We start from the raw sequence: 21,075 nt of genomic DNA on the forward strand, positions 1-21,075 counted from the left end.
CTCGCGATCGTGACTCAAGCCACCACAGTCACCGACGCACCCCAAATTGCCGACGACACAGTCCTGTTCGGCCCCATGGTCACCATGCGAGCCATGTGCAGGCCGCATCCGGAATCCGTTCCGGACGAAATGCTGGAAAGGCTGATTCAAGTAGTCGTGTGGGGGCTCAGTGGCGGCAATATGCAGCGCTACGAATGCGTCGTGGTCATCGACTCGAACGTTATGGAGGAACTGGAACCTTTGTGGAGGCATTGTGTGGACACCTATTTGGCGACCACCGGGTCACCCCTCGCGGGCGTTCGGGCCGAGCCGGATCTCGCGGCCCTTCCAGTGCTCGCGCAGCCGGCGGTCGTGGCAGGCGACGACGATGGCGCCGGGGCCCGCGCCCAGCGCGTCCTCCAACTCGTCGCACAGTGTGGGAGACAGGTGGTTCGTCGGCTCGTCGAGCAGCAGCAGTTCCGGCGGGTCCGCCACGAGCAGCGCGAGCGCGAGCCGGCGCCGCTGGCCGACCGACAGCCGGCCCACGGGCTTGCCGAGGTCGGCCGGGCCCAGCAGGCCGAGCCCGGACAGCGGCACCGCCTCGGCCCGCGCGAACCCCAGCGCCCGCGCGTACGTGTCCCGGGCGGTGCGCTCGGGCCGCGCGAACACGGTGTCCTGGGCGAGCAGCCCCACCGACAGGCCCGCCCGCCGCCGTGTCCCGCCGCGCGCCGTCAGCTGCCCGGCGAGGAGCGCCAACAGGGTTGATTTCCCCGTGCCGTTGGCGCCGGTGACGAGCAGGCGGTCCTCGGGGGAGACGTCGAGCCGGTCCAGCGTCAGCCGCCCGGGGACCTCGACCGCCCGCAGGGACACGAGCGGCTCGTCGATGTCCTCGCCCGACCTGTCGGCGAGACGGTCGGGCCGGAAGCGCAGCGGCGGAGGAGGCGCGGCGACCTGTGTGCGTTCCAGGTCCTCCAGGCGCCGGGTGGCGTTGCGGACCCGGCGTGAGATCTGGCTCTGCACCCGGTTGGCGCGGACGCCGTACCCCATCTTCTCGTTGTCGCGCGGGCCGCGGTCCGGGGCGACACGGCGCGCCGAGACACCGGCCGCGTGCCGCAGCGCCGCCAACTCCTCCTGCTCCTCGGCGAACCGCCGCTCCCACCGCTCCCGCTCGGCCCGCTTCTCCCCGAGGTAGGCGCTGTAGTTGCCGCCGAACCGCACGGGCCCTTCCACCGCCGGATCGAGGTCGACGAGGTCCGTGCAGACGGCGTCGAGGAACGCCCGGTCGTGGCTGGCGAGGACGACCACGCCGGGCAGCGCCCGCACCTGTTCCTCCACGAACAGTGCGGCGTCGTCGTCGAGATGGTTCGTCGGCTCGTCGAGCAGCAGCGCGGCGGGACGGCGCACGAGCAGTGCGGCCAGGGCAAGCCGCCCGCGCTGGCCACCGGAGAGCGAACCCAGGGGGCGGGTGTGCGCGAGCGCCCCGAGACCGAGGCCGGCGAGGGTGATCTCGGCGCGCCGGTCCGCGTCCCACGCCTCGCGCTCCCGGGCGCTCTCGAGCAACTGGCCATAGGTGTCGAGGAGTTCCGGGTACGTGTCGGAGTCCTCCGGCGTCCGGGCGAGCTCTTCGCCGAGCCGGTCGAGCTCGGTGAGCGCGGCGCGGGTCTCGCGCAGCGCGTCGGCCAGCACGTCCGCGATCGTCGTCGTGGCGTCGTACGGCGCCTCCTGCTGGAGGAAGCCGAGGTCGGGCGGTCGTACGACGCTCCCGGAGTCGGGGGTGTCGACGCCCGCGAGCAGGCGCAGCAGGGTCGACTTGCCGACCCCGTTCTCGCCGATCAGGCCGATGCGGCGGCCGGGAGCGGCGGTGAGCGACACACCATCGAGGACGCGGCGCGTGCCGAGGGTGCGGATCAGGTCGTGGGCGATGAGGGCGGGCTTGGGCATGAGGTGTGTTCCGTCCGACGTGAGCAGCAGTGGGGCCCGCCGGGCGTACGCCTCGGGCGGACCATGTCGTCACGCCGGCGGGTCACATCTCGGGCGCCCCCACCTCGGTCAGCTCGCCGCCCGCGAGCCGCAGCCCGCGCTCCACACCGATCCGCGCGAGGAACCGCTCGTCATGGCTGACCACCATGAACGCGCCCTGGTACGAGGCCAGCGCGCTCTCCAACTGCCCCACGCCGACCAGGTCGAGGTTGTTCGTCGGCTCGTCGAGGAGCAGCAGCTGCGGGGCCGGCTCCGCGCACAGCACGCAGGCCAGGGTGGCCCGCAGCAGCTCCCCGCCGGACAGCACCCCGACCGGCAGCTGGGCGCGCGGGCCGCGGAACAGGAACCGGGCCAGCAGATTCATCCGCTCCGCCTCGGGGCGCCCCGGCGCGAACGTGGCGAAGTTCTCCGCGACGGTGCGCTCGGGGTCGAGCAGGTCCAGACGCTGCGACAGATAGGCGATCCGGCCGTCGGCCCGCTTCACGCTGCCGCCGCTCGGCTGGAGACCGCCGCTCACGAGCCGCAACAGGGTCGTCTTCCCCGCCCCGTTGGGACCCGTCAGCGCGATGCGCTCGGGGCCCCGCACCGCGAAGTCGACGCCTGAGGCGGCGAACAGGTCCCGCTCGCCATGGCGGACCTGCGCGTGCTCGGCCAGTACGAGGGTGCGGCCCGCGGGCACCTTCGTGTCGGGCAGATCGAGGACGAGGCGAGGATCGTCGCGCACGGCGCGCTCCGCCTCGTCGAGGCGCGCCTTGGCATCGCCGACGCGCGCCGCGTGCGTCTGCCCGGCCCGCCCCGCGGACTCCTGGGCGCCGCGCTTCATGGTCCCCGCGAAGATCTTGGGCAGTCCGGCGCTCTTCAGGTTGCGTGCGGCGTTGCTCGCGCGGCGCTCGGCGCGCTCGCGGGCCTGCTGCATCTCCCGCTTCTCGCGCTTCACCTCCTGTTCGGCGTTGCGGACGTTCTTCTCGGCGACGTCCTGCTCCGCGCCCACCGCCTCCTCGTACGCGGTGAAGTTGCCGCCGTACCAGCGCAGTTCACCGTGGTGCAGTTCGGCGATCCGCTCCATACGGTCGAGGAGCGCGCGGTCGTGACTGACCAGCAGCAGGCAGCCGTTCCAGCGTTCCAGTACGTCGTAGAGGTGGCGGCGTGCGTCGAGGTCGAGGTTGTTGGTCGGCTCGTCGAGGAGCAGCACATCGGGCCGGCGCAGCAGCTGGGCGGCGAGGCCCAGGGACACGATCTGGCCGCCGCTGAGGGTGTCGAGACGCCGGTCGAGGGCGAGCGTGCCGAGACCGAGGGAGTCGAGTTCGGCGCGGGTGCGCTCCTCGATGTCCCAGTCGTCGCCGATGACGGTGAAGTGCTCCTCGCTCACGTCACCGGACTCGACGGCGTCGATGGCCCGGACGATCTCGGCGACACCGAGCACCTCGGCCACGGTGAGCGAGCCGGCCAGCGGCAGGTTCTGGGGGAGATGGCCGAGCACACCCTGCACGGTCACCGAGCCGACAGTGGGCTTCAGCTCACCGGCGATCAGCTTGAGCAGTGTGCTCTTGCCCGCGCCGTTCGGGGCCACGAGACCGGTGCGGCCGGACGGCACGGAGAAGGAGAGGCCGTCGAACACCGGGGTGTCGTCGGGCCAGGAGAAGGACAGGTTCGAGCAGACGACGGAAGCGTCGGACACGGAAGAGACCTCGCGTGGGAGACGGGCAGACCGATACGGCTGCCCGGAACAGGAAAAGGGGACGACTGTGAGGCCACACCGGCGATGCATCCGCGCACCGGCCGCTGGCCTGTCAGAGCCGGGTCATCACCCGGAGATGTCGTCGTCCACCGCCATGTTCGTTCTCCTCAAGAGGCGAAAGGTCCAAGAACACTAACAGCTGGGGACGGCCGGTCACCAGCTCAACGGATAGCGGACCGGGTGTCCGCCGATCCGGCCGGGCAGCAGTCCGACGACGACCAGCAGCCCGGTGCCGAGCGCGAGCAGGGAGAGGAAGGGGACGGGGTGCGGGGCCTGTAGTACGACGATCACCGAGGTGGCGGCGGCGGGGGAGTGGGAGAGGTGGGTGAGCATCATCGCCCCCAGCGAGAGCCCGGCGGCGACGGCCGCGCCCCATCCGTTGCTCCCCGTCACCGCGAGCGTCCCGAACCCGATGGCGGCGGAGATCAGCTGGCCCCCGACGAGATTGCGCGGCTGCGAGATCGGCAGTCCGGGCGCGCCGTGCACCAGGGCGGCGCTCGCGGCGAGCGGGGGTATCAGGAGCGGCTGTCGCAGCAGCACGCCGACGCCGACCAGCACCAGCAGGGCGCCGATCGCGAAGACGGTGGCCCGCAGGGCGTGCAGGGGATGGGGGCCGGGTACGGCGGACGGGGGCGTGGACATGCGATCTCCGGGCAGGGGGAGCGGGGACCCGGTGATCATAAACAAAATGTTGAAGCCCTGGCATTTTGCTTGCCTCTCGGGCAAAAAACCCGGCCAAGGAAGGCCAGGGCCCGCTACTGCCGCCGGTTGTCCTCGGCGATCCGTGTCGCCCGCGAGCGCACATCCGCCTCGGACAGGCCCGCGTCGCACACGATCGTCATCACGCTGCCGTCGTCCAGCGACACCTGCCGCATCTCGACGCCCAACTTCCGTGTGCGCTGCGGCTCTTCGTCGGACATGAGAGCTCCTCACGGCCGACGCGGCGCGGTGCCGCGTCGGCTCAACAATTGACGAACTCCCACCGTAGACACACCCGGTGGTGCGCGGGTGCACCGGCGGGCCGCAGTCACACGATCGGGCCCGTCGGCCTCACCGTACGGCCTGGCGTGCCGCCTCCGTCTCGGTGTCGGCGTCACTGGTGCGCAGGGCGCCGCCCGCCGTCTCCAGGTGGGCGCGGACGAACCACTGGAACTTCTCGAGGTCGCGCAGCTGCCCGATCAGCAGGTCCTGGGTGGCCAGGTCCATCGTGCCGGTCTGCTCGACCGCCTTGCGGACGTCCTCGACGAGACCCGTGTAGACGACGTCGAGTGCGCCGAGGTGCGCGAGGGCGTCCGCCCGGCCGACGCTGTAGTCCTCCCAGGTCCGCGCGGCGACGAGCACGCCGGGTGTGCCGTGGCTGACTCCGCCGAGCGCCGCGGCGCGTTCCGCGACCTCGTCCGCCATCTCCCGGACCTTCTCGACCTGCGGGTCGATCATCTCGTGCACGGCGATGAAGTGCGGTCCGACGACGTTCCAGTGGATGTGCTTGAGCGTGAGGTGCAGATCGTTGAGGGCGTGCAGGCGCAGTTGCAGGATGTCGATGAGCTCGCCCGCCTCGGCCACGGAGAGGCCGGGGACGGTGTACTTCGGGTTGCTCCGCAGAGCCATGGTGCGTGTCTCCCTTCGGACTTCGTGCGGTATGACCTGCACTGACGGACTACCCCGCATGCCGGATCCATTCATGGTCGGCGCCGATCGGAAGGCGGCCCCCGGGGTTCCACGGTGAGTAAGGTTAGGCTAACCTTCAGGGCGTGAGATCTGGTGAACGCGCAGGTAGCGCCCCTCGTCCGCGCGGTCACGAACTGTCGGCCGAGCATGTGACCGTGTCGTACGACGGAGTCGACGTCGTGCACGACGCGGCCCTTGTCCTCAAGCCCGGCGAAGTGACCGCCCTCGTCGGCCCCAACGGCAGTGGGAAGTCGACGCTGCTGCGGACCGTCGCACGGCTGCAGAAGCCCCGGCACGGCACGTTGAGCCTCGATCCGGGAACGTCCGACGCCGCCGACGGCTTCGACCTCACCGCCCGTCAGTTCGCCCGCCGAGTCGCCCTGTTGACGCAGAGCCGGCCCACGCCGGGCGGGCTCACCGTGCGCGACGTCGTCGAGTTCGGCCGCTACCCCTACCGCGGCCGGTGGGGCCAGGCCGACGCCGAAGGCGCCGAGGTCGTCGCAGAGGTCCTCTCGATGACCGGAGTCGAGACACTCGCGGACCGGGGCGTCGACCAGCTCTCCGGCGGACAGTTGCAGCGCGTGTGGCTGGCGAGCTGCCTCGCCCAGCAGACCGGCGTGCTCCTCCTCGACGAGCCGACCACCTACCTCGACCTGCGCTACCAGATCGAACTCCTCGACCTCATGCGGGACCTGGCGGACGACGGCGGCATCGCCGTCGGCGTCGTCCTGCACGACCTCGACCAGGCCGCCGCCGTCGCCGACCGGATCGCGCTGCTCAGCGAAGGCCGCGTCATCGCCGACGGCGCCCCCGAGGACGTACTGCGCTCCGAGCGCCTCACCGAGACGTACGGCATCCGCGTCGACGTCGACACAGACCCCTTCACCGGACGGCTGCGCACTCGCGCGATAGGCCGTCACCACAGCAGAAGCGAAAGGCTCCAGAGCACCTCATGAGACGCCCCCTGATCATCGCCTCGGCGGCCGCGGCCGCGGCCCTCGTCCTGTCCGCCTGCGGCACCTCCGAGCCCGCGAAGGCCGGCTCCGACGCCAAGTCCGAGAAGATCACCCTGACCGGCGCGGACGGCTCCAAGGTGCGCCTGGACGGCCCGGCGACCAAGGTCGTCGGCACCGAGTGGAACGTCGTCGAGTCCCTCGTCACGCTCGGCGTCGACCCCGCGGGCGTCGCCGACGTCAAGGGCTACAAGGCCTGGGACACCGCCGCGCCGCTCACCAACTCGCCCAAGGACATCGGCACTCGGGGCGAGCCCAGCATGGACAGCATCGCGGGCCTCACCCCCGACCTCATCATCGCCACGAACGACCTGTCGGCGTCCGCCGTCAAGCAGATGAAGAAGATCGCCCCGGTCCTCCAGGTGAAGTCGGCCGACGGCGCCGACCAGGTCGGCACGGTGTTCGAGACCCTCGACACCATCGCGAAGGCCACCGGCAAGGAAGACGAGGCCAAGGCCGCCAAGAAGGCGTACGAGGCGAAGCTCGCCGAGGGCAAGAAGGCCCTGAAGGACGCGGGCGCCGACGGCTCGAAGATCGCCACTGCCGACGGCTACTCAGCCTCCAACCAGGTCTCCGTACGCGCCTTCACCAGTGGCTCCCTGCTCGGCTCCGTCAACGAGGACCTCGGTCTGAAGAACGCCTGGAAGGTCAAGGGCGACAAGGACTACGGCCTGGCCACCACCGACGTCGAGGGCCTCACCGGGCTCGGCGGCGACGTCCGGTTCACCTACATCAGCAACAAGAAGGCCGGCGGCTCCGACGTCTTCGCCAAGGACCTCGCGGACAACTCCGTATGGAAGTCGCTGCCCTTCGTGAAGGCCGGTGACGTGCACCGACTGCCCGACGGCACCTGGCTGTTCGGCGGGCCGAAGTCGATGGAGCAGTACATCGACGGCGTCGTCGCCGCCCTGACGAAGAAGTAGGCACGTGGCCGTCTCCGCACCTCCCCGCACTCTGACGGCGCCGTCCTTCGGCGCCGTCGGGGTGACGGCCGGGCTCGTGCTGCTCGTCGCCGTGCTCGCCGTCGTCGACATCACCTACGGCACGGCCGACGTCGGCGCCCGCCAGGTGTGGCAGGCCCTCACCGGGCAGGCCGAGGCGGGCGACGCCTCCGTCGTCGTCGCCTCCCGGCTGCCGCGCATGGTGGCCGGGCTGCTCGTCGGCGTGGCGCTCGGCGCCGCGGGCGCCGTGCTTCAGGCGGTCAGCCGCAATGTGCTCGCCTCGCCCGACACCCTTGCCGTCAACGCCGGTTCGTACCTCGCGCTCGGCGTGCTCGCGGCCACCGGCGCGACCGCCTCCGTGTTCGCGTCCTCCGCCGTCGCCTTCGTCGGCGGACTCGCCGCGGCCGCCGTCGTGCTCGGGCTCGCCGGGCGCGCCGCCACCACCGTCCGCCTGGTCCTCGCGGGCAGCGCCCTCGCCCTCGGCCTCAACGCCGTCACCGAGTCGCTGATCCTGCTCTTCCCCGAACAGACCGAGGGCCTCTACCAGTGGAACCAGGGCAGCATCGCCCAGAACGGTTTCGCCGGAGTGGCCCGCATGGCGCCCATCGTGGTCGCCGCGCTCATCGGCCTCATCCTGCTCGCCCGCCGGGTGGACGGGCTGACCCTCGGGGACGACGCGGCGCGCGGCCTCGGCATCCCGGTGCGCGGCACCCGCGTCACCGCCGTCGTGCTCGCCGCGCTCATCTCGGCGGCCGCCGTCACCCTGGCAGGACCGATCGGCTTCGTGGGCCTGTGCGCCCCGGCCCTGGTCAGGCCCGTTGCCCGCCGCGTGCGTTCGCTCGTACGGCACCGGGTGCGCATCCCCGTCGCAGGCCTCGTCGGCGCCGCGCTCGTGCTCGGCTCCGATCTGCTGCTGCGCGCCGTGACCTCCGCCCAGGTGGCGGTCACCGTGCCGACGGGCGTGGTCACCAGCGTCGTCGGCGCGGTGTTCCTGGTCGTGATGGCGCTGCGGCTGCGGGACGGGGAAGCCGCCGCGCCGCCGGACCGGATGCGCATCCCGAGCCGCAAGGTCCTCGCGGTCACCGTGGCCGCCCTGGCGGCCGTGCTGGTCGGCACGGCCATCGCGGGCGTCCTCCTCGGCGACAGCACCCTGCTCCTCGGCGACGTCGTCAACTGGGCGGGCGGGCAGGCCGGTCAGGCCATCACGTTCGTCCTGGACACCCGGGTGCCGCGCGTCCTGGCCGCCCTGTGCGCGGGCGCGGCGCTCGCCCTGTCCGGCACCCTCGTGCAGTCCGTGACCCGCAACCCGCTCGCGGAACCCGGCGTCCTCGGTGTCTCCGGCGGCGCCGCGCTCGGCGCCGTCCTGCTGGTCACCACGGTGCCCGGCGCCGGGTCGTGGAGCATCGCCGGCGCGGCGTTCGCGGGCGCCGCCGTCACGTCCGCCATCGTCTTCGGACTCGCGGCCAAGGGTGGGTTCCAGCAGAGCCGGCTCGTCCTGGTCGGGGTCGGCACGGCGTCGGGGACGGCGGCGCTGATCAGCCTTCTGATCGTGCTCACCGACCGGTTCAGCGCGACCAAGGCCCTGGTGTGGCTGTCGGGTTCGACGTATGGGCGCGGCTTCCAGGACGTGCTGCCGGTCGCGGCCGTGCTCGTCGTCGGCGCCGTCATCGCGGTCGCCCGGCGCAAGGAACTCGACCTCGTCTCGCTCGACGCGGACACGCCCCGCCTCCTCGGCCTCGACCTCGCGCGCGGACGCCTCGGCTTCCTGGTGCTCAGCGTGCTGCTCAGCGCCACGGCCGTCGCCGCCGCGGGAACGATCGGCTTCGTCGGCCTCGTCGCACCGCACGCGGCCCGCGCCCTGGTCGGGCGCAAGCACGTGCGTGTCGTCCCCGTCGCGATGCTCCTGGGCGCCGCCCTCGTCTGCGTCGCGGACCTGCTGGGCCGCTACGTCATCGCCCCGGCCCAGCTGGGCGCGGGCCTGATGACGGCCGTCGTCGGCACGCCGTACTTCGTGTACCTGCTGGTTCGCGGACGGCGTTAGGGAGGGGCTTCACCCTGCCTTCGTACGAAGCACCTCGAGGGCCCGGTCCGCATGCGCGCTCATCCTGAACTCGCTGCGGACCACCTCGAGCACCTGCCGGTCGGTGCCGATCACGAACGTGGCGCGCTTGGTCGGCAGCGGGCCGAATCCGCGCGCCACCCCGAACCGGCCGCGCACCTCGCCCTCCGGGTCCGACAGCAGCGGAAACCCGAGGGTGTGCCGCTGCGTGAACTCCCGCTGGCGCTCGACGGCGTCGGCGCTGATCCCCACCGGGCGCGCGCCGACCGCCGCGAACTCGGCCGCCAGATCCCGGAAGTGGCAGGCCTCCGCGGTGCAGCCGGGGGTGAGCGCGGCCGGGTAGAAGAAGAGCACGACCGGCCCATCGGAGAGCAGGGACGACAGCGAGGTCGGCGCCCCCGTCTCGTCGGGCAGCGTGAAGTCCTCGACGCGGAATCCGGCTTGGATCCGTCCAGCAGCGGGCATGGGGTCCCTCCCAGGGGTCGACGGCGGATGTGTGCTCCGCTCACGTATACCGAACAGTAGGTTGTGCCGAACAGAAAGTGCCCCGGGGATGTTGATCCGGTGCGAGCTGGGTAAGGGCGCTTTATGGACGTGTCGCATGACCAGAACGTGGAGACGGCAGTGGCCGCTGCTGCCTTCCTCTCCGGACAGCAGGTCACCGAGAAGCAGTGCGGTGGCTGCGGATCCGTGGTGGCAGGCATCAACGGCCGCTACGCGTGCGGCGCTTGTGGCTGGATCAACCACTGGTCGGACGGTGACACCCACCTGCCCGGAGCGGAGGACGACGTCTGATCGGCGCCGTAGGGGAGCGGTGTGCTCGAACGTTCCTGCGGTGTCCGCCCCTCGCGTCGAACTGGCTGTGAAGGCCGTCTGGTCATTCGCGCATATGCCACTCGGTGTATGCCCCTTGGCCTAAGGTTGGGAATGTCGCCCTTGTCGGGCGGCAGCACAGTCCGGCGGGAGCAGTGATGGGCCGGGCGACCCCACGCACCGGCAGTGCCGCCGGGTGCGGGGCATGGAGTGGTGAGTGCTCCCGCACAGGTGCGACAGCAGGGATGGGGTGGGTCAGGGTGAGCCCTGACGAACGGCACACGTATGGGCGCCTGGAGGCGCTGGCCACGGGAGTTCTCGCCTACCCGGACGGCGAGCGGCTCGCGTGCGAGATGCAGTTGCGGTACAGCGCGGACGACCCCTTGGTCGTCCGGATCGTCGCACCCAAGGGTGCGTCACGCGGCGGGAGTTGGACGCTGTCCCGCGATCTGCTCTCCGCGGGACTCACCTGCGCGGCGGGCATCGGCGACGTCACGGTTCGGCCCGTCGCGCTGGAGGGCGAGCCGCTCGGCGTGGAGATCGAGGTCCGCGGCGAACGCGCGGGCGAACCGGTCCGCTTCGTGATGGGGCACCGGGCGCTGCTCACCTATCTGGAGCGCAGTCACGCCCTCGTCCCGTTCGGGGCGGAGGCGGATGAGGGCGCGATGGACCGGGAGTTGGAGCTGTTCCTCGACGAAAGGGGACGCCCTGGCGACGCAGGAAATGCGTGACAATCCGCGCATTGCGCCTTTCATGTGGTCCTCGGCCCCGGCCGCAACCGGTGCACGGTTCCCGTGGCTCTCTGCCTTCGAGACAACGGCGTACGCCACGAAGGAGACCGGCATGCACACCATCGCGACCGGGCTGGACGAAGAGCAGATCCGCGCCATCGACTGGGCCGACGACTGGCTGCTGGCCCCGCCGAACCCGGCGCACCGCCTGCCTCCGCGGGTCGACCCGAAGGACATGCGCCGCCTCGAACTGCACGCCGTGCTCACGGCGTCGGGCATCGCGCCCTCGCCCGGTGACACGGAGGCCATCGAGCGGCTCAGTGCGCTCCCGGACGACGTGCACGCGACGCTGCGCCGCTGGCTGGGATGTTGTGGTCAGTGCGGATGCGCCGCCTGAACCCCGCCGTGGCACCGGGTGGTGACACCACCGGGAGGGCCCCCGCACATCAGGTGTGCGGGGGCTCTGGTGTGTCGTCACAAGCGGCGTGACACGTCCTGCGCCGCCTGCCGCACCGCCGGGGCGAACCCGGCCAGTTGCTCCTCGGTGACGAGGAAGGTGAGCGAGGAGACCGAGACGGCGGCGACCGGCGTGCCGTCCGCGTCGAGGACCGGGGCCGCGATCGAGCAGATCGACGCGTCCGCCTCCTCGTAGTCGGTGGCGTGCCCGGCATCGCGGATCGCCGCCAACTCCTCGATGAGGGCCGCCCGGTCGGTGTGTGTGCGGGGGGTGCGGGCGGGCAGGCCGGTGCGGTCGAGGACGGCGGCGGCCTCGTCGGCCGGCAGATGGGCCAGCAGCGCCTTGCCCGCGGCGGTCGCGTGCAGCGGCAGCGGGGCGCCGACGTCGGTGGCGATCCGGTAGGCGTGACCCGGATCGACCTTGTGCGTGTACGTGGCGTGGTCCCCGCTCGGCACCGCCAGGTGCACGGCCTGCCCGATCCGCTGCTGCAGCGCGCGCAGCACGGCGTCGATGCCGACCGCGTCGTCGGACAGTACCTGCGCGGCCATCGCGCGCAGTTGGTTTCCGCAGCCGTAGCGGCCCTCGCCGTCGGCGGCGGCGTACCCCTCCTCGACGAGTGTGGCGAGGACCCGGTGTGTGCTGGCCTTGGAGACGCCGGAGCGCTCCGCGATGTCGCCGAGCCTGTGCGGTCCGTCCGCACGCGCCACGGCGTGCAGCACTCGAAGCGCCTTGACGACGGAATTCGCGGGCTTGCTCGGTTCCATTGACCCTCCGAGGAGACGCGGGCTATGTTTCCACTCGATCCGCCGAGCGGAACAGCATTCTACTCCACGGAACGAACTTGGGTCCTCGACTCGGGTGTCCAGCAGCGGTGTGCCCAGCCGGGCTCCGCTGCGCCCGTCGTCGCACGCACCACTCTCATGCCGGGAAAGGTCGCCGTCCATGGCTGTGCACGCAGCTCCTTCCGAAGGTCCGCAACGATTCGATCTCGTCGTCTCCGGTGGCCTGTTGGCCGACCCCCTGCGCCCGGAGCCCCACGCCGGTGACCTCGCCGTGCGGGGCGGCCGGATCGTCGCGGCCGGGGACCCCGGCACGCTGGACGGCGAGGAGCGCGTGGATGCCACGGGCCTGCTGGTGGCACCCGGCCTCATCGACCTCCACTCGCATGTCTACGCGCCCCGTACCTCGCTCGGTGTGCCCGCCGACACGGTCGGCGTCGATCAGGGTGTCACCACCGTCGTGGACGCGGGCAGTTGTGGCAGCGACCACTGGGACGACTTCGCGGGCAACGTTGTCAACGCCGCCGCGACCCGCGTCCTGAGCTGGCTCAACATCTCCCGGCACGGCCTCGTCCACGGCCGCACCGAACTCGCCGGCGGTCCCGACGACATCGACGAGGCGGCCACCGAGAAGCTGCTGCGCGAGCACCCCGACCGGGTGCGCGGCATCAAGGTGCGGATGAGTTCCTCGGTCCTCGGCGACAGCGGCCTCGAACCCTTGCGGGCCGCCAAGCGGGTCGCGGAGCGGGTGGGCCGGCCGGTGATGGTGCACGTCGGGAACGAACCGCCGCGCCTCGCCGACGTGCTGGACCTGCTCGGCGAGGGCGACGTCGTCACGCACGCATTCCACGGCAAGCCCGGCGGTCTGTTCGGCAGCGAGGACGCCGCGCGCCGGGCCGTGGCGCGCGGGGTGCGGCTCGATGTCGGTCACGGCAGCGCCAGCCTCAACTTCGCCACCGCCGAACGGGCCCTCGCCGCGGGCTTCACCCCGCACACCATCAGCACGGACGTGCACGTGGGCAACGCCGAGGGGCCGGTCCACTCGCTCGTCACCACGCTCAACAAACTGCTCGCGCTCGGCCTCTCGCCGCACCAGGTGATCCGCTGCGCGACGTTGCACCCCGCTCAAGTGCTCGGCCTGGACGACGAGTTGGGCACCCTGCGCGTCGGAGGAGCCGCCGACCTGACGCTGTTGCGCCTCGCCGAGGGCGCCGTCGTGCTGACCGACGCCGACGGCGACACACGTACCACCCCCACCCACCTGAAGGCGGTCGCGACGCTGCGCGCCGGACGCCTGCACACCCCCGGGACCGCACCAGGCTGAGTCCCACCCACCGACCGCTCCACCGAACCACGAACCACCGAGAGGCCCGTGAATGAGCACGCCCCTGATCGAACGGCTCGCGACAGCCGTCCAGGACACCTCGCAGCCCGTCACCGAAGAGGACCGGGCGGACCTGGCGGAGTTCCTGCCGCTGGCACGGGCCCATGCACAGGTCGCCGGGGTCGACTTCGACGAGACACGGGTGCTCGCGCTCGCCGTGCACGCGCTCGCCTTCGTCCGCCGGGTGCGCGCCGCCGAACACCTCGACCCGCTCGACCCGGAACTCGCCGCCGAACTGCGCGCCGACCGCATGGCGGCCGCCCGCACCCTCATCGACACGTACTGCACCCCGCGCGAATTCCTCGCGGGGGACACCGAAGTCCTGCTGCTCGCCCTGCACTTCGAGGCGGCGGCACAGCTCCAGCACCAGTCCACTCCCCAGGCCTGACCCCACCCACCAAGGAGCACCGCCATGACAGTCAAGATCGTGATCGGACACCGGCTCGGCAAGGGCCAGGCCGTCGCCGACGGCATCCGCGCGGCGGGCGGCGAGCCCGTCCTCATCCCGGGCCCCGGCGCCGACATGAAGGTCGGTGACGTGATGGACGCCGAGGGCGCCGCGCTCGGCATCTCCTTCTGCGGCAGCGGTGGTGCCGGAGCGGTCACCGCCAAGGCCAAGTACGGCCACGACATCGAGTTCGGCATGCGCTCGGCGCAGGCCGGCGTGACCGCCGTCGAACAGGGCCGCACCGTCCTCGGCTTCGGCTTCCTCGACAGCGAGGAACTGGGCTTCAAGGTCACCGAGGCGCTGATCAAGAAGCTGGGGAAGGACGCCTCGTGAAGCAGACCCGCCACACCCTGCGGCTCACCGGCTCCGGGCCCACCAGGGACAAGGCGTTCGCCACCGCCATCGGGCAGGTGCAGTCGTCGGTCGACAAGGTGACCGACGGTGTGTGCTTCCGCGTGGAGCCCCTCGAACTTGAGGTCGTCTCCGCCGTGGAACACCGCTGGACGGAACGCTTCCTCGGGCTGCTCTTCCCCCGCACCCGGCAGCGCTTCGAACTCACCCTGCGCGTCGAGGTGCAGGTGGCCTCCCTCGACCTGGAAACCGTCGACTTCACGGTGCGCGAGGAGCGGCTCTCGCCGGTCCAGCACGCCCTCCACATGAGGTGACCCGATGAACGAGACCCTCACCGTCCTGCTGGAGTCCCTCGTCATCGGCGGACTCATCGGCTTCGGTGCCTCCGCGGGCGTGGCCCGCATGTTCCACGCCCCGAAGGTCCAGGGCATGGGCGCGTTCCGCACACTCGGCGAGCTGAACGCGTGTCAGAACGATCCGGTCGCCCACTTCTCGTTCGGCCTCGGCTTCCTCTTCAACGCCTGGTCGAGCGCGGTCGGTACCGGCGCGCTCACCTCCGACGTGGACCACCGCATCGTGCCGCACTGGACGGCGTCGGTCGCGATGATCAAGAACCGGAAGCTGGCCGAGACCCTTCACAACCCGCGGCGCATGGCCATCACCGGCACGGCTGTCGGCATGGTCCTGGTCACCCTCCTCAACACCACCGCCGCCTCGATCCCGCACTCCCTGCAAGAGGTCGCGGCCAAGGTGCTCGGGCCCGCGTCGGAGTGGCTCATCAACCCCGTGATGCCGATCATCTTCTGGATGGCCGCCGTCGACGCGGGCCGGCGGGCCGGCGCCTGGGGCACCGTACTCGGCGGCCTCGGCCACCTCGTGATGGGCAACGCCGTGCCCGGCATCGTGCTCGGCATCGTCATCGGCAAGGGCGTCGACGACCTGGGCTGGACGAAGGTCACCAAGTCCCTCGCGGCCGTGGTGCTCACGCTCTTCGCGGCCAGCACCTTCCTGCGCGGGGCCGACGTCACCCTGCTCCAGCAGCTGAACGTCGACATCCCGCACTGGCTCACGCACCTCCACGACGTGACCGGCACCAAGCCCGAGTGAGGCAGGCAGCGACATGACCGACACATCAACCTCCGCCACGGGCGGCATACCGGCGCAGTCCGGCTCCGGTTCCGGCGAGCAGCCGGCCAAGGGCGGCTTCCTGACCAAGGTGCCGGGCGAGGGCAGCTTCTGGCTCTCCGAATGGGCCTTCCCGGTCTTCGTGGCCTGCCTGGCCGCGGGCATCTTCACCGGAACACAGCTCTACTACACGTACGGGACCGGCGTGTTCAGCGACGTCGCGGTCGCCTCCATGCTCAAGGCCGGTATGGAGAACGGCAGTTACGGCGCCGCCGCCGCCTTCGGCGCGGGCTTCCTGTTCGCCCGCGTCATCGAGGGGCCCATGGTCGGCATCCTCGACATCGGCGGCTCCCTCCAGACCGGCGTGGGCATCGGCATCCCCGCGATGCTGCTCGGCGCCGGATTCACCGCGCCGCTCGAACACTTCTGGCTCGCGATCCCGGTGGGCGCCGCCCTCGGCGGTCTCATCGGCGTCGCGATCCTCGCGATCCGGCGTGCCACCGTGAACTCCACGGGCGGCACCTCCACGTTCGGCGCCGACGTGATGATGGGTGCGGGCAACTCCGCAGGCCGCTATCTGGGCCCGCTCGTCATCATCTCAGCCGCCACCGCCTCGCTGCCCGTCGGAATCGGCTCCACCATCGGCGCCGCGCTCTTCTACAAGTGGCAGAAGCCGCTGACCGGCGGCGCCATCATCGGCGCGATGATCGCGGGCCTCTTCTTCCCGATCCCCGGCAAGTGACCGCCTCCAGGCCTTAGGACGTACCGTGCAACACACCCTCCACCACGACCTCGGCACACCGCCCGCCATCAACGCCAGTGGCAAGATGACGGCTCTCGGCGGCAGCGTCCTCAGCGACGGTGTCATCGCCGCGATGGGCGACGCGGCCCGCCACCACGTCGTCATGGACGACCTGATGGCCGCCGTCGGCCGCGAGATCGGCCGAGCCACCGGCACCGAGGACGGCTGCCCCACCACCGGGGCCGCTTCCGGCATCGCCATCGCGGTCGCCGCCGTCATCACAGGCACCGACCTGTCCCGCATCGAGGCCCTGCCCGACGCGGGCGACGCCCCCTGCGAGGTGATCCTGCCGCGCGGTCACTCCGTCCACTTCGGAGCGCCTGTACGGCAGATGGTCGCGCTCGGCGGCGGCCGCCCGGTCGAGGTCGGCTCCGCGAACAAGGTGAGCGCCGACCACCTGGCCGGCGCGATCGGCCCGCGCACCGCGGCCCTGCTGTACGTCCAGTCCCACCACGCCGTGCAGAAGGGCATGGTGTCCCTCGCCGAGACCATCGAAGTGGCTCGCGCCCATGACCTCCCGGTCATCGTCGACGCCGCGGCCGAGGGCGAACTGAGCCGCTGGCCCGCCACCGGCGCCGACCTCGTGATCTACAGCGGCGGCAAGGCCGTCGGCGGACCCACCTCCGGGATGATCTGCGGCAGCGCCGCGTACATGGCGGCGTGCCGGGCCCAGTACGGCGGGATCGCCCGCCCGATGAAGGTCGGCAAGGAGACCCTCTTCGGCCTCGTCCAGGCCCTGCGCGAGTACGGCAGCGCCCAGAGCGGCGGGCACCGGCCGCGCATGGAGAAGCTCGCCGCGCGCCTCGCGGACCTGCCCGGCCTCACCACCCGGGTCGTCAGCGACGAGGCGGGACGTGACATCCACCGCACCGAACTCACCGTGGACCCCAAGACGGCGGGCCGTGACGCGGCGGCCCTCGCCGCCGAACTCGCCGCGACCGGCGTGTACCTGAGGGACCATCACGCCGTCACGGGCCGCCTCGCGATCGACCCGCGCCCCATGAACCCCGACGAAGAGGAACAGCTGGTGGACCGGCTGACCGCACTGCTGGACGGATCCGACGGAGGAAACCGATGACGATCGTCGAACGCCGCCTGGTGGTAACCGAGGAAGCGGGCCTGCACGCCCGCCCCGCCACCGCCTTCGCCCAGATCGCCGCCCGCGCCTCGGCCGACGTCACCGTCGCACGGGACGACGGGCACGAGGTCCCCGCCCGCAGCGTCCTGTCGCTCATGACCCTCAACATCCGCTGCGGCGACGCCATCGTGCTGCGCGCCCGCGGGGCCGACGCCGAGTCGACCCTGGACGCACTCGCCGAGATCGCGGCCCCGGCATGACCACAGCCCGTACCTGACCGGAGTCCACCATGCACGCCGAAGTCATCGACGCCCTGCGCGCCGCCCGCGTCACCCCGACCGTGCGCGAGGCCGACGCGGACACCGCCGACGCGGTGGCCCGCACCCTCGTGGAATGCGGCCTCACCGCCTTCGAGTTCACCGCCACCACGCCCGGCTGGGAGGACCTGGTCACGGCCTGGGCGAAGGAGTTCCCCGAGGTGACACTCGGCCTCGGCACCGTCACCTCGCCCGACATCGCCGAACGCGCCCTTGCGGCCGGTGCGAACTTCCTTGTGAGCCCGTTCCAGGTGCCCGAGGTACGTCCTGTCGCCGATGCCGCCGGCCGGCTCCTGGTCGAGGGCGGCCTCACTCCGAGCGAGCTGCGCGTCGCGGCGGACCGGGGCGTCGCCAAGCTGTTCCCCGCTCATGTCGGAGGCATCGCCTACCTGAAGTCGGTGCTCTCCGTGCTGCCCGGCGCCCGGATCATGGCGACGGGCGGCGTGAGTGTGGCCGACGCCGACACGTGGCTTGCCGCGGGCGCCTTCTCGGTGAGCATCGGCAGCGACCTCACACGCGGCGACGTGGCGGCCAACGTGGCGCGGCTGAAGGAGCGCGTCGGCTGACTCGCCATCGCGCTGGTCCTGGGCGACCTCGTCCTGGCACAGGGCAACACCTGGCGAGTGGTCGACGGCTCCGGGAAACGCCTGGAGTCGTTCGACGTAAAGACAGTGGTAGGACCGCCGAGCTAAGCGGCCGGTGTGCACCCGTGGCGGTCCGGACGGGGGCCCGTCCGCGCGCTGAACTCGCGGCGCGTCGGGTACAGGCTGTACGCCGCGAGGGGGCGTACCTCGACCGAGCACACCACGTCGTCACCGGCGTCCGCGCCCACGTGCTCCAGGAGCAGCGCCAGGATCCGCTGCGACAGGCGTGTCATCGTCCGCTCGCTGCGCCCCGGGAGCAGCGCCACCTCCACGTGCATGACCGGCACGTCGTCGTGCTCGCTGCCGACCACGTAGGTCTCCGTGGCGGCGCGGAAGAACGTCTTGCAGGTGCCGCGCGAGCCGGAGCCCTCCACGACCAGGGCGTGCAGCGCCGTGGCGAGGGCGGCCCGGTCGAGGGTGTCGGTGAGCCGGGGCGAGTAGTCGACGGTGATCTGAGGCACGGCGCCTCCAGGGGCGGACAAGGCGGGTGGCAGGTGAGTGGTTTTTACATCTACCTGTCGGCCACTTTATCCCGTCGCCTTCGGCGCCTCGAACGCGCGGGTACGTGTGAGGGCCCGGCCGATGTCGGCCGGGCCCTCACACGTCATGTCACGCCTCGCTGGCGTCGAGCATCTCCGCGCGCTCCACGATCTTCACGCGCTCGCGGCCGTGCGGTTCGCCGAGCGCCTTCTCGGCGGCGTCCAGCTTGTACCAGCCGTCCCAGGTCGTGTACCGGATGCCGCGCTCGCCGAGGAACTCCTCGACGGACTCCGGGGTGGGGGAGACCGGCGTCTGGAGGCGGCCCTCCGCGTGGTCGGCGAGCAGGTTCGCGATCGCCTCGTTGGCGTCGCCCTTGGTGTGCCCGATGAGGCCCACGGGGCCGCGCCGGATCCAGCCGGTCACGTACGTCGACCGCAGGTGCTCGCCGCTCTCCTGGATGACCCGGCCGCCCTCGTCCGGGACGGTGCCGGACTTGATGTCCCAGGGCAGCTTGGGCAGTTCGTCGGAGAGGTAGCCCACCGCGCGGTAGACGGCGCCGAGGTCCCAGTCGGTGAACTTGCCGGTGCCCTTGACGTTGCCGGTGCCGTCCAGCTCGGTGCGCTCGGTGCGCAGGCCGACGACGCGGCCGTCCTCGCCGAGGATCTCGGTCGGCGACTCGAAGAAGTGCAGGAACAGCTTGTGCGGACGGTCGCCCTCGTCGCGGATCGCCCAGTTCTCCAGCGTCTTGGCGACCATGTCGGTCTGCTTCTCGCTGCGGCGCGCGGCGATCGAGCCCTCGTCGTAGTCGATGTCCTCGGGATTGACGATGACCTCGATGGACGGGGAGTGGTCCAGCTCGCGCAGCTCCATCGGGCTGAACTTGGCCTGGGCGGGGCCACGACGGCCGAAGACGTGGACCTCCAGGGCCTTGTTCGCCTTCAGGCCCTCGTAGACGTTGGCCGGGATCTCGGTCGGCAGCAGCTCGTCCGCCGTCTTCGCGAGGACGCGCGCGACGTCGAGCGCGACGTTGCCGACGCCGAGGACCGCGACCTTCTCCGCCTCCAGCGGCCAGGTGCGCGGGACGTCGGGGTGACCGTCGTACCAGGACACGAAGTCCGCGGCGCCGTAGGAACCCTCGAGCTCGATGCCCGGGATGTCGAGCGCCCGGTCGGCGGTGGCGCCGGTGGAGAAGACGATCGCGTCGTAGAAGGCGCGCAGGTCGTCGAGGTCGATGTCGCGCGGGTAGTCGACGTTGCCGAACAGCCGGATCTGCGGCTTGTCGAGCACCTGGTGGAGGGCCTTCACGATGCCCTTGATGCGCGGGTGGTCCGGCGCGACGCCGTAGCGGATCAGACCGAACGGGGCCGGCATGCGCTCGAAGAGGTCGATGGACACCCCCGGCTCGGAGGCCGCTTCGGACTTGAGCAGGGCGTCGGCGGCGTAGATGCCGGCGGGGCCGGCTCCGACGATGGCGACCCTCAGGGGGCGAGGCATGGTTCAGGTTCCCTTCGAGTGGTTCCCGTGGTCCGTAGGCGCTGGTCGGGCCACGAGTGCTTGAAGGGAAGCCTAAAGTAAGGCAAGCCTTAGAAAGTAGGCGGGTCCGGTCTATGGGCACATAAGGCTGCCTTATGGGGGTCGATAGCTTCGCTTTAGGGGCTCGGCCTAAGCTGGAAGATCTGTGGGTCGCGCGCTGTTGGACCCGTTGGATCTGTTCGTCGTGTCAGGTAGTGCAGGGAGTGGCGTATGTCGGAGGTAACCGAGAGGGCAGTGCTGGCAGGCGGCTGCTTCTGGGGGATGCAGGACCTGATCCGCAAGCGGCCCGGTGTGCTGTCGACGCGCGTGGGGTACTCCGGCGGTGACACGCCGAACGCCACGTACCGTCACCACGGCGACCACGCCGAGGCCATCGAGATCGTCTATGACCCCTCCGTGGTCACCTACCGGGACCTGCTGGAGTTCTTCTTCCAGGTCCACGACCCGACCACGAAGGACCGTCAGGGCAACGACCTGGGGCGCAGCTACCGGTCCGCGATCTACTACGTGGACGACGTGCAGCGCCAGGTCGCCGTCGACACCATCGCGGACGTCGAGGCGAGCGGCCTGTGGCCCGGCAAGGTCGTGACCGAGGTGGAACCGGTCGGTGACTTCTGGGAGGCCGAGCCGGAGCACCAGGACTATCTGGAGCACTACCCCGAGGGTTACACCTGCCACTTCCCGCGGCCGAACTGGAAGCTGCCGAAGCGGGCCGCCTGAGCGTTCGCCGTGCGGGCGTCACTCCCTGTGGGGGA

At 71.3% G+C, this 21,075-nt stretch carries 25 protein-coding genes; 16 read left to right on the forward strand and 9 right to left on the reverse strand.

The genetic code is table 11. The features are described from left to right. Positions 1 to 282 precede the first annotated feature (282 nt). The 5 genes from ACIRHA_RS08940 to ACIRHA_RS08960 all read right to left on the reverse strand — a co-directional run bounded on the left by ACIRHA_RS08940 (position 283) and on the right by ACIRHA_RS08960 (position 5,305). Positions 283 to 1,920 carry an ABC-F family ATP-binding cassette domain-containing protein gene (locus tag ACIRHA_RS08940; protein WP_403841701.1) on the reverse strand — a complete coding sequence of 546 codons (1,638 nt, stop codon included), beginning with the start codon at positions 1,918 to 1,920 and terminating at the stop codon, positions 283 to 285. 82 nt (positions 1,921 to 2,002) lie between these two features. Next, positions 2,003 to 3,637: a ribosomal protection-like ABC-F family protein gene (gene abc-f, locus ACIRHA_RS08945; RefSeq protein WP_403841704.1), complete on the reverse strand. Its 1,635-nt coding sequence runs from the start codon at positions 3,635 to 3,637 to the stop codon at positions 2,003 to 2,005. A gap of 213 nt (positions 3,638 to 3,850) precedes the next feature. Next, on the reverse strand, positions 3,851 to 4,339 hold the full coding sequence (locus ACIRHA_RS08950) for an HPP family protein (RefSeq protein WP_403841706.1): 489 nt from the start codon (positions 4,337 to 4,339) through the stop codon (positions 3,851 to 3,853). Positions 4,340 to 4,452: 113 nt separating this feature from the next. Continuing rightward, positions 4,453 to 4,617: a hypothetical protein gene (locus ACIRHA_RS08955; protein WP_385761637.1), complete on the reverse strand. Its 165-nt coding sequence runs from the start codon at positions 4,615 to 4,617 to the stop codon at positions 4,453 to 4,455. 130 nt (positions 4,618 to 4,747) lie between these two features. Further along, positions 4,748 to 5,305, reverse strand: a complete 558-nt coding sequence (locus ACIRHA_RS08960) for a Dps family protein (RefSeq protein WP_403841708.1) — start codon at positions 5,303 to 5,305, stop codon at positions 4,748 to 4,750. Positions 5,306 to 5,448: 143 nt separating this feature from the next. Between ACIRHA_RS08960 and ACIRHA_RS08965 the strand changes: the two genes are divergently transcribed. Genes ACIRHA_RS08965 through ACIRHA_RS08975 form a run of 3 tightly spaced genes read left to right on the forward strand, consistent with a single transcriptional unit; the run spans position 5,449 to position 9,360 of the window. Further along, on the forward strand, positions 5,449 to 6,321 hold the full coding sequence (locus ACIRHA_RS08965) for an ABC transporter ATP-binding protein (protein ID WP_403841711.1): 873 nt from the start codon (positions 5,449 to 5,451) through the stop codon (positions 6,319 to 6,321). After that, positions 6,318 to 7,301, forward strand: coding sequence for an ABC transporter substrate-binding protein (locus tag ACIRHA_RS08970; RefSeq protein WP_403841714.1), 984 nt, complete (start codon positions 6,318 to 6,320; stop codon positions 7,299 to 7,301). Before ACIRHA_RS08965 ends, ACIRHA_RS08970 begins: the two co-directional genes overlap by 4 nt. 4 nt (positions 7,302 to 7,305) lie before the next feature. Continuing rightward, positions 7,306 to 9,360: an iron ABC transporter permease gene (locus tag ACIRHA_RS08975; RefSeq protein WP_403841716.1), complete on the forward strand. Its 2,055-nt coding sequence runs from the start codon at positions 7,306 to 7,308 to the stop codon at positions 9,358 to 9,360. A gap of 9 nt (positions 9,361 to 9,369) precedes the next feature. Here ACIRHA_RS08975 and ACIRHA_RS08980 read toward each other — a convergent pair whose 3' ends face one another. Beyond that, positions 9,370 to 9,843, reverse strand: a complete 474-nt coding sequence (locus ACIRHA_RS08980) for a peroxiredoxin (protein WP_403841719.1) — start codon at positions 9,841 to 9,843, stop codon at positions 9,370 to 9,372. Positions 9,844 to 9,966: 123 nt separating this feature from the next. Between ACIRHA_RS08980 and ACIRHA_RS08985 the strand changes: the two genes are divergently transcribed. The 3 genes from ACIRHA_RS08985 (at position 9,967) to ACIRHA_RS08995 (ending at position 11,319) form a co-directional block, all read left to right on the forward strand. Beyond that, a complete protein-coding gene (locus ACIRHA_RS08985; protein ID WP_403841721.1) occupies positions 9,967 to 10,173 on the forward strand; it encodes a hypothetical protein in 207 nt (68 codons plus the stop codon). 278 nt (positions 10,174 to 10,451) lie between these two features. Then, a complete protein-coding gene (locus ACIRHA_RS08990; RefSeq protein WP_403841724.1) occupies positions 10,452 to 10,922 on the forward strand; it encodes an SsgA family sporulation/cell division regulator in 471 nt (156 codons plus the stop codon). Between the two features lie 112 nt (positions 10,923 to 11,034). After that, complete coding sequence (locus ACIRHA_RS08995; RefSeq protein WP_403841727.1) at positions 11,035 to 11,319, forward strand: hypothetical protein; 285 nt, start codon at positions 11,035 to 11,037, stop codon at positions 11,317 to 11,319. Between the two features lie 77 nt (positions 11,320 to 11,396). On the opposite strand, the gene ACIRHA_RS09000 is transcribed toward ACIRHA_RS08995, so the two are convergent. Further along, positions 11,397 to 12,143, reverse strand: coding sequence for an IclR family transcriptional regulator (locus ACIRHA_RS09000; protein ID WP_403841729.1), 747 nt, complete (start codon positions 12,141 to 12,143; stop codon positions 11,397 to 11,399). A gap of 178 nt (positions 12,144 to 12,321) precedes the next feature. Between ACIRHA_RS09000 and ACIRHA_RS09005 the strand changes: the two genes are divergently transcribed. From ACIRHA_RS09005 to ACIRHA_RS09045, 9 genes are read left to right on the forward strand one after another with little or no spacing between them, the layout of a single operon-like run. Further along, positions 12,322 to 13,482 (forward strand): amidohydrolase/deacetylase family metallohydrolase, encoded by a 1,161-nt coding sequence (locus tag ACIRHA_RS09005; RefSeq protein WP_403841730.1) that lies wholly within the window; start codon positions 12,322 to 12,324, stop codon positions 13,480 to 13,482. 52 nt (positions 13,483 to 13,534) lie between these two features. Next, positions 13,535 to 13,930, forward strand: a complete 396-nt coding sequence (locus ACIRHA_RS09010) for a hypothetical protein (protein ID WP_403841732.1) — start codon at positions 13,535 to 13,537, stop codon at positions 13,928 to 13,930. A 24-nt stretch (positions 13,931 to 13,954) separates the two neighbouring features. Next, positions 13,955 to 14,323 carry an SFCGS family glycine-rich protein gene (locus tag ACIRHA_RS09015; protein WP_351331924.1) on the forward strand — a complete coding sequence of 123 codons (369 nt, stop codon included), beginning with the start codon at positions 13,955 to 13,957 and terminating at the stop codon, positions 14,321 to 14,323. Then, the gene (locus ACIRHA_RS09020; RefSeq protein ID WP_403841735.1) at positions 14,320 to 14,655 is read left to right on the forward strand and encodes a DUF4312 family protein; all 336 of its coding nucleotides are present in this window, start codon (positions 14,320 to 14,322) and stop codon (positions 14,653 to 14,655) included. Before ACIRHA_RS09015 ends, ACIRHA_RS09020 begins: the two co-directional genes overlap by 4 nt. A 4-nt stretch (positions 14,656 to 14,659) precedes the next feature. Beyond that, a complete protein-coding gene (locus ACIRHA_RS09025; RefSeq protein WP_266718419.1) occupies positions 14,660 to 15,448 on the forward strand; it encodes a DUF4311 domain-containing protein in 789 nt (262 codons plus the stop codon). A 13-nt stretch (positions 15,449 to 15,461) separates the two neighbouring features. After that, positions 15,462 to 16,208, forward strand: coding sequence for a DUF4310 family protein (locus tag ACIRHA_RS09030; protein ID WP_403841738.1), 747 nt, complete (start codon positions 15,462 to 15,464; stop codon positions 16,206 to 16,208). A 25-nt stretch (positions 16,209 to 16,233) separates the two neighbouring features. After that, positions 16,234 to 17,346 (forward strand): DgaE family pyridoxal phosphate-dependent ammonia lyase, encoded by a 1,113-nt coding sequence (locus tag ACIRHA_RS09035; protein ID WP_403841741.1) that lies wholly within the window; start codon positions 16,234 to 16,236, stop codon positions 17,344 to 17,346. Then, complete coding sequence (locus tag ACIRHA_RS09040) at positions 17,343 to 17,606, forward strand: HPr family phosphocarrier protein (RefSeq protein WP_403841744.1); 264 nt, start codon at positions 17,343 to 17,345, stop codon at positions 17,604 to 17,606. Before ACIRHA_RS09035 ends, ACIRHA_RS09040 begins: the two co-directional genes overlap by 4 nt. Before the next feature lie 29 nt (positions 17,607 to 17,635). Next, positions 17,636 to 18,229 carry a bifunctional 4-hydroxy-2-oxoglutarate aldolase/2-dehydro-3-deoxy-phosphogluconate aldolase gene (locus ACIRHA_RS09045; protein WP_403841746.1) on the forward strand — a complete coding sequence of 198 codons (594 nt, stop codon included), beginning with the start codon at positions 17,636 to 17,638 and terminating at the stop codon, positions 18,227 to 18,229. A 122-nt stretch (positions 18,230 to 18,351) separates the two neighbouring features. Here ACIRHA_RS09045 and ACIRHA_RS09050 read toward each other — a convergent pair whose 3' ends face one another. Both ACIRHA_RS09050 and ACIRHA_RS09055 read right to left on the reverse strand, forming a co-directional pair. Next, positions 18,352 to 18,768 (reverse strand): 5-carboxymethyl-2-hydroxymuconate delta isomerase, encoded by a 417-nt coding sequence (locus ACIRHA_RS09050; protein WP_403841749.1) that lies wholly within the window; start codon positions 18,766 to 18,768, stop codon positions 18,352 to 18,354. A gap of 148 nt (positions 18,769 to 18,916) precedes the next feature. Further along, positions 18,917 to 20,281, reverse strand: a complete 1,365-nt coding sequence (locus ACIRHA_RS09055; protein WP_403841751.1) for an FAD-dependent oxidoreductase — start codon at positions 20,279 to 20,281, stop codon at positions 18,917 to 18,919. Between the two features lie 249 nt (positions 20,282 to 20,530). Here ACIRHA_RS09055 and msrA point away from each other — a divergent pair, with 249 nt between their 5' ends. Next, positions 20,531 to 21,040 (forward strand): peptide-methionine (S)-S-oxide reductase MsrA, encoded by a 510-nt coding sequence (msrA, locus tag ACIRHA_RS09060; RefSeq protein ID WP_403841754.1) that lies wholly within the window; start codon positions 20,531 to 20,533, stop codon positions 21,038 to 21,040. The last annotated feature ends 35 nt before the right edge of the window (positions 21,041 to 21,075 follow it).

Source organism: Streptomyces sp. NPDC102360, from assembly GCF_044766085.1.
Classification (GTDB): domain Bacteria; phylum Actinomycetota; class Actinomycetes; order Streptomycetales; family Streptomycetaceae; genus Streptomyces.